At 68.0% G+C, this 16,031-nt stretch carries 16 protein-coding genes; 8 read left to right on the top strand and 8 right to left on the bottom strand.

The annotated features are described in order from the left end of the window. Positions 1–84: 84 nt before the first annotated feature. From C1I89_RS22695 to glcF, 3 genes are read left to right on the top strand one after another with little or no spacing between them, the layout of a single operon-like run. On the top strand, positions 85–1,584 hold the full coding sequence (locus C1I89_RS22695) for an FAD-linked oxidase C-terminal domain-containing protein (RefSeq protein ID WP_102774730.1): 1,500 nt from the start codon (positions 85–87) through the stop codon (positions 1,582–1,584). A 12-nt stretch (positions 1,585–1,596) separates the two neighbouring features. Beyond that, positions 1,597–2,703, top strand: coding sequence for a glycolate oxidase subunit GlcE (glcE, locus tag C1I89_RS22690; protein WP_102774729.1), 1,107 nt, complete (start codon positions 1,597–1,599; stop codon positions 2,701–2,703). 6 nt (positions 2,704–2,709) lie between these two features. Then, positions 2,710–3,951 carry a glycolate oxidase subunit GlcF gene (gene glcF / locus C1I89_RS22685; protein WP_102774728.1) on the top strand — a complete coding sequence of 414 codons (1,242 nt, stop codon included), beginning with the start codon at positions 2,710–2,712 and terminating at the stop codon, positions 3,949–3,951. Between the two features lie 25 nt (positions 3,952–3,976). Here the strand turns inward: glcF and C1I89_RS22680 are convergent, their stop codons facing one another. The 5 genes from C1I89_RS22680 to C1I89_RS22660 form a co-directional block, all read right to left on the bottom strand. Next, complete coding sequence (locus C1I89_RS22680; RefSeq protein ID WP_102774727.1) at positions 3,977–5,416, bottom strand: NAD(P)(+) transhydrogenase (Re/Si-specific) subunit beta; 1,440 nt, start codon at positions 5,414–5,416, stop codon at positions 3,977–3,979. Continuing rightward, entirely contained in the window at positions 5,413–5,730 is a 318-nt protein-coding gene (locus C1I89_RS22675) for an NAD(P) transhydrogenase subunit alpha (RefSeq protein WP_102774726.1), read from the bottom strand. Before C1I89_RS22675 ends, C1I89_RS22680 begins: the two co-directional genes overlap by 4 nt. Positions 5,731–5,732: 2 nt before the next feature. Then, positions 5,733–6,851 (bottom strand): Re/Si-specific NAD(P)(+) transhydrogenase subunit alpha, encoded by a 1,119-nt coding sequence (locus tag C1I89_RS22670; RefSeq protein WP_102774725.1) that lies wholly within the window; start codon positions 6,849–6,851, stop codon positions 5,733–5,735. A 193-nt stretch (positions 6,852–7,044) separates the two neighbouring features. Continuing rightward, positions 7,045–7,920 carry an N-formylglutamate amidohydrolase gene (locus C1I89_RS22665; protein ID WP_102774724.1) on the bottom strand — a complete coding sequence of 292 codons (876 nt, stop codon included), beginning with the start codon at positions 7,918–7,920 and terminating at the stop codon, positions 7,045–7,047. 69 nt (positions 7,921–7,989) lie between these two features. Beyond that, complete coding sequence (locus tag C1I89_RS22660) at positions 7,990–8,979, bottom strand: Bug family tripartite tricarboxylate transporter substrate binding protein (RefSeq protein WP_102774723.1); 990 nt, start codon at positions 8,977–8,979, stop codon at positions 7,990–7,992. Positions 8,980–9,133: 154 nt separating this feature from the next. Here C1I89_RS22660 and gcvA point away from each other — a divergent pair, with 154 nt between their 5' ends. The 3 genes from gcvA to C1I89_RS22645 all read left to right on the top strand — a co-directional run bounded on the left by gcvA (position 9,134) and on the right by C1I89_RS22645 (position 12,092). Beyond that, on the top strand, positions 9,134–10,060 hold the full coding sequence (gene gcvA, locus C1I89_RS22655) for a transcriptional regulator GcvA (protein ID WP_102774722.1): 927 nt from the start codon (positions 9,134–9,136) through the stop codon (positions 10,058–10,060). Between the two features lie 7 nt (positions 10,061–10,067). Further along, a complete protein-coding gene (mnmA, locus tag C1I89_RS22650; RefSeq protein WP_102774721.1) occupies positions 10,068–11,186 on the top strand; it encodes a tRNA 2-thiouridine(34) synthase MnmA in 1,119 nt (372 codons plus the stop codon). Positions 11,187–11,273: 87 nt separating this feature from the next. Next, positions 11,274–12,092: a sulfite exporter TauE/SafE family protein gene (locus C1I89_RS22645; protein WP_102774720.1), complete on the top strand. Its 819-nt coding sequence runs from the start codon at positions 11,274–11,276 to the stop codon at positions 12,090–12,092. 134 nt (positions 12,093–12,226) lie between these two features. Here the strand turns inward: C1I89_RS22645 and C1I89_RS22640 are convergent, their stop codons facing one another. Next, on the bottom strand, positions 12,227–12,835 hold the full coding sequence (locus C1I89_RS22640) for a glutathione S-transferase (protein ID WP_102774719.1): 609 nt from the start codon (positions 12,833–12,835) through the stop codon (positions 12,227–12,229). 163 nt (positions 12,836–12,998) lie between these two features. Here C1I89_RS22640 and purB point away from each other — a divergent pair, with 163 nt between their 5' ends. Both purB and C1I89_RS22630 read left to right on the top strand, forming a co-directional pair. Beyond that, positions 12,999–14,375 carry an adenylosuccinate lyase gene (gene purB, locus C1I89_RS22635; protein ID WP_102774718.1) on the top strand — a complete coding sequence of 459 codons (1,377 nt, stop codon included), beginning with the start codon at positions 12,999–13,001 and terminating at the stop codon, positions 14,373–14,375. A gap of 57 nt (positions 14,376–14,432) precedes the next feature. Beyond that, entirely contained in the window at positions 14,433–14,891 is a 459-nt protein-coding gene (locus tag C1I89_RS22630) for a c-type cytochrome (protein ID WP_102774717.1), read from the top strand. 81 nt (positions 14,892–14,972) lie between these two features. Here the strand turns inward: C1I89_RS22630 and C1I89_RS22625 are convergent, their stop codons facing one another. After that, positions 14,973–15,665, bottom strand: coding sequence for a cytochrome b/b6 domain-containing protein (locus C1I89_RS22625; protein WP_102774716.1), 693 nt, complete (start codon positions 15,663–15,665; stop codon positions 14,973–14,975). A gap of 83 nt (positions 15,666–15,748) precedes the next feature. Continuing rightward, positions 15,749–16,030, bottom strand: a complete 282-nt coding sequence (locus C1I89_RS22620; protein WP_102774715.1) for a hypothetical protein — start codon at positions 16,028–16,030, stop codon at positions 15,749–15,751. Between the last annotated feature and the right edge of the window lies 1 nt (position 16,031).

Raw genomic sequence — 16,031 nt, 5'->3', positions numbered from 1 at the left:
GTTACTTCTGAGCCCGCGGAAGACCGCCGGATGCGGGTAAATCCCGGCCTGCTTATGGCCGGCGCTCGCGCTATTGTTGCGCTCATGAATTCATTGGTCGAAACCGGCCTGGCACAAGTGCAGGCGCCTTACTCTTTGCAGCAGCTCATCGAGGCCCTGTCGGCGGCGTTGCCCGCGCACTGCGTGTTGTTCCGCGAAGAGGACACCCGCCCTTACGAGTGCGACGGCCTATCCCTTTATCGCGCGCTGCCGGCGGTCGTGGCCCTGCCCGAAACCGAGGAGCAGGTGCAGGCGGTCATGCGCATCTGCAAGCGCCTGAACGCGCCGCTGGTGGCGCGCGGCGCCGGCACCGGCCTGTCCGGCGGCGCCATGCCGCACAGCCGCGGCGTGCTGCTGGGGCTGTCCAAGTTCAACCGCATCAAGCACATCGACCTGGCCAGCGCGACCGCCGTGGTCCAGCCCGGCGTGCGCAACCTCGCCATCTCGGAAGCGGCTGCGCCGTATGGGCTGTACTACGCGCCCGATCCGTCCAGCCAGATCGCCTGCTCCATCGGCGGCAACGTGGCCGAGAACTCGGGCGGCGTGCACTGCCTGAAGTACGGCCTGACCGTGCACAACGTGCTGCGCGTGCGCGTGGTGACCATAGACGGCGACATCGTGGAGCTGGGCTCGGAGGCGCCGGACGCGCCCGGCCTGGATCTGCTGTCGGTCTTCATCGGCTCCGAAGGCATGCTGGGCGTGGTCACCGAGGTCACCGTCAAGCTGATTCCCAAGCCGGCCTGCGCGCAGGTCGTGATGGCCAGTTTTTCCAGCGTCGAGGCGGCCGGCAACGCGGTCACCCAGGTCATTGCCGCGGGCATGATACCCGCCGGCCTGGAGATGATGGACCGGCGCGCCACGCACATGGTCGAGCCCTTCGTGCGCGCCGGCTACGACCTGGACGCGCAGGCCATCCTGCTGTGCGAGTCCGACGGCACGCCCGAAGAGGTGGCGCACGAGATCGAGCGCATGGAAACGGTGTTCCGCCTTGCCGGCTCCACGCGCTGCCAGGTGTCGACGTCCGAGGCCGAACGCCTCAAGTTCTGGGCCGGGCGCAAGAACGCGTTTCCGGCCGCCGGGCGCGTGTCGCCCGACTATTACTGCATGGACGGCACGATACCGCGCCGCCATCTGGCGCGCGTGCTGGGCGCCATCGAACAGATGGAAGACGAGTTCGGGCTGCGCTGCGCCAACGTATTTCACGCGGGAGACGGCAATCTGCATCCGTTGATCCTGTTCGATTCGAACAAGCCGGACGAAGTGGAGCGCGCCGAGAAATTCGGCGCCGCCATACTGGAGCTGTGCGTGCAGGTAGGAGGCACCGTGACCGGAGAGCACGGGGTGGGAATGGAGAAGATAAATCAAATGTGCGTGCAATTCTCTCGCGAAGAACTCGACGCCTTCCTGGCGGTGAAGCGGGCTTTCGATCCGCCTTGCCTGCTCAATCCCGAAAAAGTCATCCCCACGCTGGCCCGCTGCGCCGAATACGGCAAGATGCACGTCCATGCGGGCGAATTGCGCTTCCCCGATCTCGCCCGTTTCTAGGACGCATCCCCTATGGATTTCGTCCTGTCGGAATTGTGCGACCAGGTCATGACGGCCCGCGCCGGCCACAAGCCTTTGTTCGTGATGGGCGGCGGCAGCAAGGCGTTCTATGGCAACTACCGTCCGGTGACGCCGCAGGACGGGCATTGCCTGCTGGACATGACGCCTTATCGCGGCATCGTCAGCTATCACCCCTCTGAACTGGTTGTGACCGTGCGCGCGGGCACGCCGCTTGCGGAACTGGAAGCCGCGCTGGCCGAGCACGGGCAGATGCTGGCGTTCGAGCCGCCGCATTATTCGCCGTCGGCCACGGTGGGCGGCTGCGTGGCGGCGGGCCTGTCGGGGCCGCGCCGCATGAGCGCCGGCGCGCTGAAGGATTTCGTGCTGGGCACGCAGCTGCTGGATTCGGAAGGGCGCATCCTGTCGTTCGGCGGCGAGGTCATGAAGAACGTGGCGGGCTACGACGTGTCGCGCCTGCTGGCCGGCTCGCACGGCATCTTCGGCGCGATACTGGAAGTGTCGCTGAAGGTCGCGCCGCGGCCGATGGAAGAACTCACGCTGGTGCTGCCGGCCACGCAGGCGCAGGCGCTGTCCAGTTTCGCGCTGTGGCGCGGCAAGCCCCTGCCGATCTCGGCCACCAGCTGGAGCGGCGACGACGACCGGGCCGAAGGCGCGATGCGCGTGCGCCTGTCCGGCGCGCCGCCGGCGATCGCCAGCGCGCGCCAGCAGATCGGCGGCGAGCCGATGGCGCCCGACGCGGCGGCGGGCTGGTGGCAGTCGCTGCGCGAGCAGACGCATCCGTTTTTCGCGCCGGGCCAGCCGTTGTGGCGCCTGGCGCTGCCGCCCACGGCCGCCGCGCTCGGGTTGGGGCCGACCCTGATCGAGTGGGGCGGGGGCCAGCGCTGGCTGTCCGGCGCGCACGACGCGGCCATGTTGAGCGAAACCGCGGCCCGGCTGGGCGGCCATGCGACGCTGTTTCGCGCCGGTCACGCCAAGCCGCCGGCCGACGGCGTCTTCCATCCGCTGGCGCCGGGAATCGCGGCGATCACGCGCCGGCTCAAACAAGAGCTCGATCCGGCCGGCTTGTTCAACCCCGGCCGCCTGGTCCTGGAGCTATAAGGCATCATGCAAACCAAGCTGGCATCCTGGGCCCGCGACACCGATCTGGGCAACGAGGCCGACGCCATCCTGCGGCGTTGCGTCCATTGCGGCTTCTGCACGGCGACCTGCCCGACCTATCAGGTGCTGGGCGACGAGCTCGACAGCCCGCGCGGCCGCATCTACCTGATCAAGCAGGTGCTCGAAGGCGCCGAGCCCACGCAGTCCACGCAGCAGCATCTGGACCGCTGCCTGACCTGCCGCAATTGCGAAACCACCTGCCCCTCGGGCGTGGAGTACGGGCACCTGGTGGACATCGGCCGCAAGATCGTCGAGGAACGCGTGCCGCGCTCCTGGGGCGACAGGACCAAGCGCACCGTGCTGCGCAAGGCCATGATGTCGCCCTTGTTCGGCCCCGCGATGCGGCTGGGACAGGCCGTGCGCGGGCTGCTGCCCGAATCGATCCGGCGCAAGGTGCCGGAGCGCCGCGCCGCGGGCGCGCTGCCGCAGGTGGCCGGGCACGCGCGCCAGGTGCTGATGCTGGCCGGCTGTGTGCAGCCCGCCATGATGCCGACCATAGACGCGGCCACCATCCGGGTGCTGGACGCCGTGGGCATCGGCGCGCGCATCGCGCCGGGCGCCGGCTGTTGCGGCGCGGCCAGTTTCCACCTGGACGCGCAGGAAGCCGCGCTGGCGCAGATGCGCGCCAACATCGACGCCTGGTGGCCGCTGGTGCAGGACGGCAAGGCCGAGGCCATTGTCATGAACGCCTCGGGCTGCGGCGCGATGGTGAAGGAATACGCCCATCATCTGCGGCACGATCCGGCCTATGCGCAAAAGGCCGCCGACATCGTGGCGCTGGTCAAGGACGTGGCCGAGATCGTGGCGCCGCACGCCGCGCAGCTGCGCGCGCGCCTGCCGGCGGGCACGCGCGCGGCGTTCCATCCGCCATGCACGCTGCAGCACTGGCAGGGCCTGCGGCCGCTGTCCGAGCAATTGCTTGCCGATCTGGGTTTCGAATTGCTGCCGTTCGCCGACAAGCACCTGTGCTGCGGCTCGGCGGGGGCCTACTCGGTGCTCAATCCGGAGATCGCGCTGGCGCTGCGCGACCGCAAGCTGGGCGCGATTGCGGCCGGCGGCCCGGACGTGATCCTGTCGGCCAACATCGGCTGCATCGGCCACCTGCAAAGCGGCACCGACACGCCGGTGCGGCACTGGGTCGAGGTGGTGGACGAACAGCTGCGCCGCCAGGCGGGCGCGCCGGCCTGAGACCGGCGGCGCCCGCGCAGGCGGTTTACTCCACCGCCTTGACCATGTCTTCCAGCACCTTCTTCGCGTCGCCGAAGACCATCATGGTGCGGTCCATGTAGAACAGCTCGTTGTCCAGGCCGGCGTAGCCGGAGGCCATCGAGCGCTTGTTCACGATCACGGTGCGCGCCTTGTAGGCTTCCAGGATGGGCATGCCGGCGATGGGCGACTTGGGATCGTTCTTGGCCGCCGGGTTGACCACGTCGTTGGCGCCCAGCACCAGCACCACGTCGGTCTGGCCGAACTCGCTGTTGATGTCTTCCATTTCGAAGACCTGGTCGTACGGTACCTCGGCCTCGGCCAGCAGCACGTTCATGTGGCCCGGCATGCGTCCGGCCACCGGGTGGATGGCGTACTTCACGGTCACGCCGCGCTCGGTGAGCTTTTCCGCCAGTTCCTTCAGCGCGTGCTGCGCGCGCGCCACCGCCAGGCCGTAGCCGGGCACGATGGTCACGCTCTCGGCGTTGGTCATCAGGAAGGCGGCGTCGTCCGGGCTGCCCGACTTGACGCTGCGCTGCTGGGCCTCGCCGGCCGCCGCGCCGCCGCCGGCCTGGCCGCCGAAGCCGCCCAGGATGACGTTGAAGAACGAGCGGTTCATCGCCTTGCACATGATGTAGGACAGGATGGCGCCCGACGAGCCCACCAGCGAGCCGGCGATGATCAGCATCGGATTGTTCAGCGAGAAGCCGATGCCGGCCGCGGCCCAGCCCGAGTAGCTGTTCAGCATGGACACCACTACCGGCATGTCGGCGCCGCCGATCGGGATGATGATGAGCACGCCCAGCACGAAGGCGATGGCGGTCATGATGACGAAGGGCGTCCATTCCTGCGTCAGCATGAACCAGATGCCGCAGGCCAGCATCAGCAGCGCCAGCGCCAGGTTCAGCAGGTGCTGGCCGGCGAACACCACCGGCGCGCCCTGGAACAGCCGGAACTTGTACTTGCCCGACAGCTTGCCGAAGGCGATGACCGAGCCCGAGAAGGTGATCGCGCCCACGAAGGTGCCGATGAAGAGCTCGAAGCGGTTGCCGGTGGGAATGGGCATGCCGGCCGGCGCGATGCCGAAGGCATGCGGCTCGGCCACCACGGCCACGGCGATGGCCACCGCGGCCAGGCCGATCATGCTGTGCATGAAGGCGACCAGCTCGGGCATCTTGGTCATTTCGACGCGCTTGGCCATCAGGGTGCCGATGGAGCCGCCGACCAGCAGGCCCAGCACCACCCATCCCAGCCCGATGGTGGCGCCGCCGTCGCGCGCCAGGCCGATGATGAGCGCGGCCGTGGTGAGCACGGCGATGGCCATGCCGGCCATGCCGAACACGTTGCCCAGGCGCGAGGTGGTGGGATGCGACAGGCCCTTGAGCGCTTGGATGAAGCAGACGGAAGCCACCAGGTACAGCAGCGTGACCAGGTTCAGCGAGATCATTGCGCGCCCTCCTTGCCCGGCTTCCTGTCCTTCTTCTTGAACATCTCCAGCATGCGCCGGGTGACGAGGAAGCCGCCGAACACGTTGACCGCGGCCAGCGCCACGGCGAACACGCCCATGCCGCGCGCCAGCCCGCCTTCTGTCAGCGCCGCGGCCAGCATGGCGCCGACGATGATGATGGCGGAAATGGCGTTGGTCACGGCCATCAGCGGCGTGTGCAGGGCAGGGGTGACGTTCCAGACCACGTGGTAGCCGACATAGACGGCGAGCACGAAGATGATGAGGTTCATCAGGGTGGGGTTGATCGCTTCCATGTTCAGGTCCTCCGCGTCACGTTGCCGCCTTCGCACACCAGGCAGGCCGCCACGATTTCGTCGTCGCGCCGGATCGCCAGCGCGCCTTCGGCATCGGTGATGAGTTTCAGGAAATCCAGGATGTTGCGGGCGTACAGCGCCGACGCGTCGGTCGCCACCAGGCCGGGCAGGTTGGTCAGCCCGATGAGGGTCACGCCATGCTTTTCCACGATCTGCCCTTTTTCGGACAGCGGGCAGTTGCCGCCGCGCTCGACGGCCAGGTCCACCAGCACCGAGCCGGGCTTCATGGCCGCGATGGTTTCGGCCGAGACCAGCGTGGGCGCGGGGCGGCCGGGAATCAGCGCGGTCGTGATGACGATGTCCGCCTGCTTGCAGCGCTCGGCCACCAGCACGGCCTGGCGCGCCATCCATGCCGGCGGCATGGGGCGGGCGTAGCCGCCCCTGCCCTGCGCGATCTCGCGTTCTTCGTCGGTCTCGAAGGGCACGTCGATGAACTTGGCGCCCAGGGACTCCACCTGTTCGCGCGCCGCGGGCCGCACGTCCGAGGCCTCGACCACGGCGCCCAGCCGCTTGGCGGTGGCGATGGCCTGCAGGCCGGCCACGCCGGTGCCCAGCACCACGACGCGGGCGGCCTTGAGCGTGCCCGCGGCGGTCATCATCATGGGAATCAGGCGGCCGTAGTGGTGCGCGGCCAGCAGCACGGCCTTGTAGCCGGCGAGGTTGGCCTGCGAGGACAGCACGTCCAGGCTTTGCGCGCGCGTGATGCGCGGCGCGGCCTCCAGGGCGAATCCGACCAGTCCGGCCGCCGCCATCCGCTGCAGGCCTTCGGCGTCGAAGGGGTCGAGCATGCCGACCACGACCGTGCCCGCTTTCATGTGCGCCAGTTCGGCGGCGTCCGGCGCGCGAACCTTCATGACGAGTCCGGCGCCCAGCGCATCCTGGGCGGTGCCCAGCGTGGCGCCGGCGGCTTCATAGGCGTCATCCGGATAGCGGGCGGCGCTGCCGGCCCCGCGCTCCACGACGACGGTGTGCTTGCCGCCTACGTACTTCTTGACGGTCTCTGGTGTTGCTGCGACACGGGTTTCCCCGTCTCGGGTTTCTTTTGGTATCCCGATGTGCATCTACGCCTCTCCTCAGAAGGTTCGCCGTAGTTATACACGGAATGGGGGTACGTACGCGCCCCTCCGTAAAGGAGGGGGCGGCCGCGCGGCCGAAAAAAAGCCCCATGGCGAACCATGGGGCAGGGGTTTTGCAACCCGGTTTGCGGCCGGACGGGTCGCCCCGCCGGCCGCCACTGCGCGCAAACGTCCGGCGTCAAGCCGTTTGCGCGCGAGTCCATGCGATCAGCGCGGCGGTGAGGTCGCGCAGGTCGGCTTTGAGGCGGGCATAGTTCTCGGACGGGCGCAGAGTGACCTCGTCCATGTAGAGCTTGCGGTTGATTTCGATCTGCAGGCTGTGGCGTCCTTCGTCGGGACGGCCGAAGGCGCGCACCAGCTCCACGCCCTTGTAGGGATCGTTCACGCTGACGTCGTAGCCGCGCTCGCGCAGCCAGGCCGCGACGAATTCGCGGAAGGCCGGGTCGCTGGTGCTGCCGTCGCGGTCGCCCAGCACGAAGTCCGGGTGCACCAGGCCGGGGCGGTCGGTGGCGAAGGCGCCGGCCACGCTGGGCATGGAGTGGCAGTTGATGTGCCAGACCTTGCCGAACCTGCGGTGGGCGTCGTCCAGCACGCGGGCCAGGGCCTCGTGGTAGGGCTTCCAGCAGGCGTCGATGCGGTGGCGGACTTCGGCGACCGTCAGCTTGCGGTCGTACAGCGGCGTGCCGTCGTCGAGCATGCGCCAGATCAGGCCCTTGCCCAGCTTGACCTTGGGCGAGGCGTTCAGCGCGTCGGGCCAGGGCTGGTCCAGCAGCAGTTCGTCGATCTCGTCGGGCGCGCGGTTGGCGTCGATGTAGGCGCGCGGGAAAGCGGCCGCGATCATGGGCACGCCCATGTCGATGGCGTCGCCCCACAGGTCGTCAACCCAGGTGTCCTCGGCGGTGCGCAGTGCGCCATAGTCCACCGCGGCGGCGAAATCGGGAGGGTAGGCGGTGCCGCTGTGCGGGGAGTCCAGCACGAGCGGGGCCGAGGAGTCCGAGTCCGGATATTGCTGCGGAAGGTCGAGCCGGTAAGACAGGGGTTGGGTGATTCGCATAGGGGGGTGGTGCGTTCGTCTATCGGAGGCCTGCGCGCCCCGCGGCGGGGGCGGCAGGCCGAAGATCGATCAGTCGATCTTCACGTTGGCTTCTTTGGCGATGCGCTTGTTCTTGGCGATTTCCGCCGCGATCTGCGCACTGAATTCAGCCGGGGTGTTGGCCGCGGGCGCGGCGCCCAGCGCTTCCAGGCGCGACTTGACGTCGGCTTCGGCGCTGACCTTCTGGACCGCGGCGTTGAGCTTGGCCAGGACCGGCGCCGGCAGCTTGGCCGGGGCCACCAGGCCGAACCAGGAGGCGTCGTTCACGGCGGGCAGGCCGGCTTCGGCGAAGGTCGGCACGTCGGGCAGGGCGGCGACGCGCTTGGGCGCGGCCACGGCCATGGCGACCAGGCGGCCCGACTGCACGTGCGGCAGCGACGAGGGCAGGTTGTCATACATGACGTCGACCTGGCCGGCCAGCGCGTCGTTCAGCGCCGGGCCCACGCCGCGGTACGGCACGTGCATCAGGTTGGTGCCCGAGGACATCTTGAACAGCTCGCCCATCATGTGCGAGACCGAGCCGTTGCCGGCCGACGCGTAGGTCAGCTTGCCCGGTTCGCTCTTGGCCAGCTTGATCAGGTCGGCGATGTTCTTGGCCGCAACCTTGGGGTTGACGGTCATGATGTTCGGCACGGCGGCCAGGTTCGAGATGGGCGTGAAGTCCTTCTCGCCGTCGAACGGCAGGTTCGGGTAGATGGCCGGGTTGATGCCGTGCGTGCTGACGGTGGCGATGCCCAGGACGTAGCCGTCGGGCGCGCTGCTGGCGACGAAGGCGCTGCCGATCGAACCGCCGGCGCCGCCGCGGTTTTCGACCACCACGGTCTGGCCCAATTCCTTGCTCAGCTTGTCGGCGAACAGGCGGCCGACGATGTCGGTCGTGCCTCCGGGCGGGAACGGAACGATCAGGCGGATGGGCTTGGACGGATACGCGTCTTCTGCGTGCGCGATACCCGAGGCGAGCGGCGTGGCCAGGGTCGCGGCGGCGACGCACAGGCCCAGGACAACTTTACGGCGTTGCATGGATTCCCCTATTGAATGGAAAGCGGATGCGCAAAGGCAGACGCAAACGCAACGATTCTTTCCCGCCAGCCCCGTTTGCGCAAACGAAAGTTTCTCCGTAAGCTATGACTTTTTTTCATACCTCATTTTGGCGGCAGCCGGGGAAGCGAAAGCAATGCGGCGTTTCTGTCCCTCTTTGACCGACCTCCAGGCGTTCGAGGTGGCCGCGCGGCACAGCAGCTTCACGCGCGCGGCCCAGGAGCTGTGCGTCACGCAGGGCGCGGTCAGCAAGCAGGTCAAGCACCTGGAGGAATTCGTCGGGGTCGAACTATTCCTGCGGATCAGGCAAGGCCTGGTCCTGACCGAGGCTGGGCGCAGCTATCTGGCCAAGGTCCAGGCCGGCCTGGGCCAGATCGAGGCGGCAACCGTCGAACTGATCGCCCACCAGGGGCAGGGCGGCACGCTCAACCTGACCTGTATGCCGACCTTCGGCGCGCGCTGGCTGATCCCGCGCCTGACCGCCTTCATGCGCCTGCGGCCGGACATCCACGTGGAATTCCTGCCGCACCGCCAGGGCTACGATTTTTCCACGCCCGAGCTGGACGCCGCCGTGCGCTTCGGCGAAGGCCTGTGGCCGGGCAGTGGGGCCGACTACATCGTCGGCCGCGAAATCCTGCCGGTGTGCAGCCCGCGCCTGATCCCGGGCGGCTGTAGCTCGCCGGCGGACCTGCTGGCGTACCCGCTTCTGCATCACACCTCGGCGCTGGACGGCTGGCGCGACTGGTTCGAGCAGGCCGGCTGCGACACCCGCCGCAGCCTGGAGGGGGCGCGCTTCGACCAGTACGCGCTGTTGTCGCAGGCCGCGGCGGCCGGCTTCGGCGTGGCCCTGATCCCGCGCTGCCTGATCGAGGACGAACTGCGCGACGGCAAGCTGGCCGTGGCCATCCAGCTGCCCATCCGGGCGCGCATGGGCTACTACCTGTGCTATCCGGAACAGAAGGCCAACCTGCCCACGCTGCAGGCCTTCCGCACCTGGCTGATGGAGGTCTCGCGCGCCGCCGAGCCGCAGCCCGAGGACGCGGCCCAGTCCGATCTAAAATAGCGTCATCATGAGTCAAACACACACCAAGAAGGGCCGCGTCGTCGTCGGTATGTCCGGCGGAGTCGACTCTTCGGTCACCGCCTGGCTGCTCAAGCAGCAGGGCTACGAGGTCGTCGGCCTGTTCATGAAGAACTGGGAAGACGATGACGATTCCGAATACTGCTCCACGCGCCAGGACCTGCTGGACGCAGCCAGCGTCGCCGACCGGGTCGGCGTGGAATTCGAGTTCGTCAATTTCGCCGCCGAATACAAGGACCGCGTGTTCGCGGAGTTCCTGCGCGAATACTCCGCGGGCCGCACGCCCAATCCCGACGTGCTGTGCAACGCCGAGATCAAGTTCAAGGCGTTTCTCGACCACGCCATGGCGCTGGGCGCCGAGCGCATCGCCACCGGCCATTACGCGCGCGTGCGCGAAGTGCCGGCGCAGGGCGGGGGCACCGAATTCCAGCTGCTCAAGGCGCTGGACGGCTCCAAGGACCAGAGCTACTTCCTGCACCGCCTGAACCAGGCGCAGCTGTCGCGCACCCTGTTTCCGCTGGGCGAGATCCACAAGACCGAGGTGCGCCGCATCGCCCACGAGATCGGGCTGCACAACGCCGCCAAAAAGGATTCCACCGGCATCTGCTTCATCGGCGAGCGGCCGTTCCGGGAGTTCCTGAACCGCTACCTGCCCACCGAACCCGGCCCCATCAAGACGCCGGAAGGGCAGACGGTGGGCCGCCACGAGGGCCTGTCGTTCTATACGCTGGGCCAGCGCAAGGGCCTGGGCGTGGGCGGCGTGAAAGGCCGCCAGCGCGAGGACGGCACCGCCGAGGCCTGGTACGTGGCGCGCAAGGACCTGGAGCGCAACGTGCTCTACGTGGTGCAGGGGCACGACCATCCCTGGCTGCTCTCGCAAGGGCTGCGGGCGCAGGACGCCAGCTGGATCGCCGGCCGTGCGCCGCAAGCGGGCGCCTACGGCGCCAAGACGCGCTACCGGCAGGCCGACGCGGCCTGCCGGCTGGACGCCGCGGCGCAGGATACTTTCGCGCTCGATTTCACCGAGCCGCAATGGGCGGTGACGCCCGGGCAGTCCGCCGTGCTTTACGATGGCGAGGTTTGCCTGGGCGGCGGCATCATCGTGTAGGCGTCGCGCCGGAACGCCAGTTTCGAGGGCCCCTGGGGCTGAAGCTCCAGGGGCCTTGTTCATGACCAAGAAAAAGAGGAGACCGTTGTGGATGTAACGATGTTGATTTGCCTGCTGGCGCTCGGTGCGGTGGTGGGCTTTGCCGCGGGCCTGCTGGGCATCGGCGGCGGCATGCTGCTGGTGCCGTTCCTGACCATGCTGTTCACCTGGAAGGGCATGCCCGCCGACCTGGTGGTGCACGCGGCGATCGCCACGTCCATGACCTCCATCCTGTTCACGTCGATATCCAGCGTGCGCGCCCACCAGCAGCGCAAGACGATCAAATGGAACATCGTCTGGGCCATGGCGCCCGGCATCATCATCGGCGGCCTGCTGTCGGGCGGCGCCGTGTTCGCCGCGCTCAGCACCCTGTGGCTGTCGCTGTTCTTCGCGCTGTTCGTCGGCTACTCCGGCTGGAGCATGCTGCGCAATAAAAAGCCCAAGCCCAGCCGCCAGATGCCGGGCGTGGTCGGCACCAGCGCGGCCGGGGCCGGCATCGGCTTTCTGTCAGGCCTGGTGGGCGCGGGCGGCGGCTTCCTGTCGGTGCCGTTCATGGTCTGGTGCAACGTGGCCCTGCACAACGCCGTCTCGACCTCGGCCGCGCTCGGCTTCCCGATAGCGCTGGCCAACAGCGTGGGCTACGTCGTGTCCGGCCTGAATGAAGGCGCCTCGCGCCCCGGCATGCTGGGCTACATCTACTGGCCCGCGCTGCTGGCCCTGGTCTGCACCAGCGTGCTCACGGCCCCCCTGGGCGCGCGCATGGCGCACCGCCTGCCCGTCCAGACCCTGAAGCGCGTATTCGCCGCCCTGCTGTTCGCCCTGGCCGCCTACATGCTCTTCAAGGCCTGGCAGACTTTCAGCGCCTAGCGCAGAGAAGCGGCGGAGCACGCCGCACGGGCGCCGCCACGAAGACACGACGAGCGGGGCGGCGCGGATCCGGCTCCGCCGGTCCGCAGCCGCGCCCCCTTGGGGGGGAAGGCGCGGTAGCGCCTCGGGGGGGATTAGACCACCGGTACGGTGTCGATGAAGGATTGGCGCTGCGACAGCTTCTCGTACAGCCGGGCCAGGTTGGGCTGGCTCGTGCGCCAGTCGAGATCGGCGAAGCGCAGGTCCAGGTAGCCCAGCGCACAGCCGACGGCGATGTCGGCCAGGCTGTAATTGATGCCCATGCAGTGGGCGTTGTCGCCCAGGCTCTTGTTCATCGCGTCCAGGCTGGCGTGGATCTTGGAGTACTGGCGCTGGATCCACTCGGGGCTGCGCTGGGCCTCGGGACGCTGGTTTTCCTTGACGATGGTCACGCAGGCGTCGAGCAGGCCGTCGGCGATGGCTTCCCAGCACTTCACGGCGGCGCGGTCGCGTCCCGGCTGCGGGATCAGGCGGGCGACGGGAGACAGGGTGTCCAGGTATTCGACGATGACGCGCGAATCGAACAGGGCGCCGCCGTCTTCCATGACCAGGCAGGGAACCTTGCCCAGCGGATTGTACGTTTGGATCTGCGTGTCGGCGGACCAGACGTTTTCGAGTTCAAGCCGGTAGTCCAGCTTTTTCTCGGCCATGACGATACGCACTTTGCGCACGTAAGGACTGGTAAGCGAGCCGATCAGTTTCATGGAGTCACAAGCGGAGTCGGAAAGCGGCCGAAGTATAGCAGGCCGCATGACGGGGGTGCCGTCCGCGGGGCGGAATCTTCGCCAGTTTGCCACAATGTTGCAGGCTACCGGATGATAAAATCGGCCGATTCGCTCATTCCCTGTTTTTTTCCTCCCTCAGACCATGCAAATCGCCGACCAGCTCAGCCAACTCAACGCCCTTTCGCCACTGGATGGCCGCTACGCTACGCGGGGCGATGCGCTGCGCGGCCTGCTGTCGGAGGCGGGCTTCATGGCGCACCGCGTCGAAGTCGAGGTGGCCTGGCTGATCGCGCTGTCCGACGCCGGCCTGCCGGAACTGCCGGCCTTCTCGGAATCGGCGCGTGCGCGCCTGCAGCAACTGGTGCGCGATTTCTCCGAATCGGACGCCGCCCGGATCAAGGACATCGAACGCGTCACCAACCATGACGTCAAGGCGGTCGAATACTGGCTGAAGGAAAAAGTGGCCGACGACGCCGAACTGGCCCGCGCCGCCGAGTTCATCCATTTCGCCTGCACTTCCGAAGACATCAACAACACCTCGCATGCGCTGATGCTGACCCGCGCGCGCAACGAGGTGGTGGTGCCGCGCCTGCGCGAGCTGGCCGCCAAGCTGAACGAGATGGCCATCGCCCATGCCGACCAGCCCATGCTGTCGCGCACGCACGGCCAGCCCGCCAGCCCGACCACGCTGGGCAAGGAGTTCGCCAACGTGGCCGCGCGCCTGAACCGCGCCATCGCCGCCATCGAGGCGGTCGAGCCGCTGGCCAAGCTCAACGGCGCCACCGGCAACTACAACGCCCACCTGTCGGCCTACCCCGAGATCGACTGGCCCGCGTTCAGCCAGCGCGTGCTGGCCGGCCTGGGCCTGACCCAGAACCGCCACACCATCCAGATCGAACCGCACGACTGGATGGCGGCGCTGTTCGACGCCGTCACGCGCGCCAACATCATCGTGCTGGACCTGGACCGCGACATCTGGGGCTACGTGGCGCTGGGCTACTTCAAGCAGCGCCTGAAGGAAGGCGAGGTCGGCTCGTCCACCATGCCGCACAAGGTCAACCCGATCGACTTCGAGAACTCCGAAGGCAACCTGGGCCTGGCCAACGCCGTGCTGCGCCATCTCGCCGACAAGCTGCCGGTCTCGCGCTGGCAGCGCGACCTGACCGACTCGACCGTGCTGCGCAACCTGGGCGTGGGCCTGGGCTACTGCCTGGTGGCGTGGGACGCCTGCATGCGCGGCCTGGGCAAGCTCGAGGTCAATGCCGCCGCCATCGACGCCGACATCGACGCGTGCTGGGAAGTGCTGGCCGAGCCGGTGCAGACCGTCATGCGCCGCTATGGCCTGCCGCAGCCCTACGAGCAGCTCAAGGCCTTGACGCGGGGCAAGGGCATCACCGAGGAAGGTCTGCGAGAATTCATCCAGGGCCTGGAGCTGCCTGCCGAACCCAAGGCCCGCCTGCTGGCGATGACGCCGCGCTCCTACATCGGGTTGGCCGCGGCCTTGGCCCGGGCGGTCTAATCGTCTTGCCGCGCGCCGGGGCGCGCGGCCTCTTGTTTGACCTCACCGGAGATAGCAATGAAGAAGTTGTCCACGCTCGTCGCAATGGCCTGTATCACGGTTGGGCCGTTGTTGGCGACGAACGCCTCCGCCCAGTTCGCCAAGCCCGAGGACGCGGTCAAGTACCGCCAGTCGGCCCTGACGCTGATGGCTTCGCACTTCGGCCGCATGGCGCCGGTGGTCAAGGGCCAGGCGCCCTATGACGCGGCCCAGATCAAGGCCAACGTCGAAGTGCTGAAGACGCTGTCGGCGCTGCCCTGGGCGGCGTTCGGTCCGGGCACCGAAGGCGGCGACGCGCTGCCGAAAGTCTGGAGCGATGCCGCCGGCTTCAAGCAGAAGCAGCAGGCGTTCCAGGACAACATCGTCAAGCTGTCGGCGGCGGCCGACGCCGGCGACCTGGACAAGCTGCGCGCGGCGTTCGGCGACGTGGGCGCCAGCTGCAAGGCCTGCCACGATTCGTACCGCAAGAAGAAATAAGCCTTTGGCCGTCCTCGGACGGTCCGACGAAAAAAAAGCCTGGCAATGCCAGGCTTTTTCGTTTTTTCGTTCGTGCGCGGATCAGGAAAAAGACATGTCCGCGGCCACCTCCAGCGAGCGTATCCACAGCACCAGGCCGGTCACGCAGGCGCCCAGCACCAGGGCGCGCAGCCAGACGGCGAAGCCGTCCTGCGCGGGCGGCGTGCCGGCGGGCACGTCCTTGGCGTCGACCTTGCCCGTGATGATGGCGCGCACCAGGCGCTTGCGGCGCACCACCGCGTACCAGGCCACGGCCAGCAGGTGCAGCGCCACCAGGGCGATGATGACCCACTCGTTGAGCTTGTGCCAGGACGTCATGGCGCCGGAGAGGCCTTCGCTGACGTGGCCGAACAGCGGCCCCTGCGTCATGATGTCGTCGGTGGCGAACAGGCCGCTGACGGCCTGGAAACCGATGACCAGCAGCAGCGCCATGACCGACAGCGCGCCCAGCGGATTGTGGCCGGCCGGCGCGGCGGCGCCCTTGAGGTAGCGGGCCACGGCCGCGGGGCCGCGCAGGAACTGCGAAAACCGGGCGTAGCGCGGGCCGAAGAAGCCCCACAGCAGGCGGAACAGGATCAGGCCCAGGGCGGTACAGCCGAAGCGGACGTGCCAGTCCATGTACAGCCCGCCCAGCTTGACGCTGACGAAGGCGCCGACGATACAGACGACGAGCGCCCAGTGGAACAGGCGGGTAGGGAGGTCCCAGATGTGGATCGCTTGGCGGTTGTTCTGCATGTCGGGATTGCAAAGACCTGATTGCCGGAAACTTTATCACGCGCCATCCGCCCGGCCGGGCGGGCAGGGCGAGGCGCATGGGTTCAGCGGGCGGCGCGGCGCACCGGCTCGATGCGATGCACGTGCTCGTGGCGGAAGCGGATGCGCTGGCCCGGGGCCTTTTGCGCCGCCGCGCCGCAGGGCACGACTTCGGTCGTGTAGGTGGTCATGCCGTCGATCGGCGCGTTGAAAATGACTTCCGCGCGGATGGCGGGGCCGTCGACCGGTTGCAGGTAAACGATGTCGCCGATGTGGATCGGCATGTTGTCCAGCTTGGTGTGGGCGGGACGACGGATCAGGTCCGTGGTGGTGAAGTGAGTGTTCATG

The organism is Achromobacter pulmonis, assembly GCF_002885955.2.
In the GTDB taxonomy this organism is placed as follows: domain Bacteria; phylum Pseudomonadota; class Gammaproteobacteria; order Burkholderiales; family Burkholderiaceae_B; genus Achromobacter; species Achromobacter pulmonis_A.
This window is presented reverse-complemented; position numbering and strand designations above follow the sequence as displayed.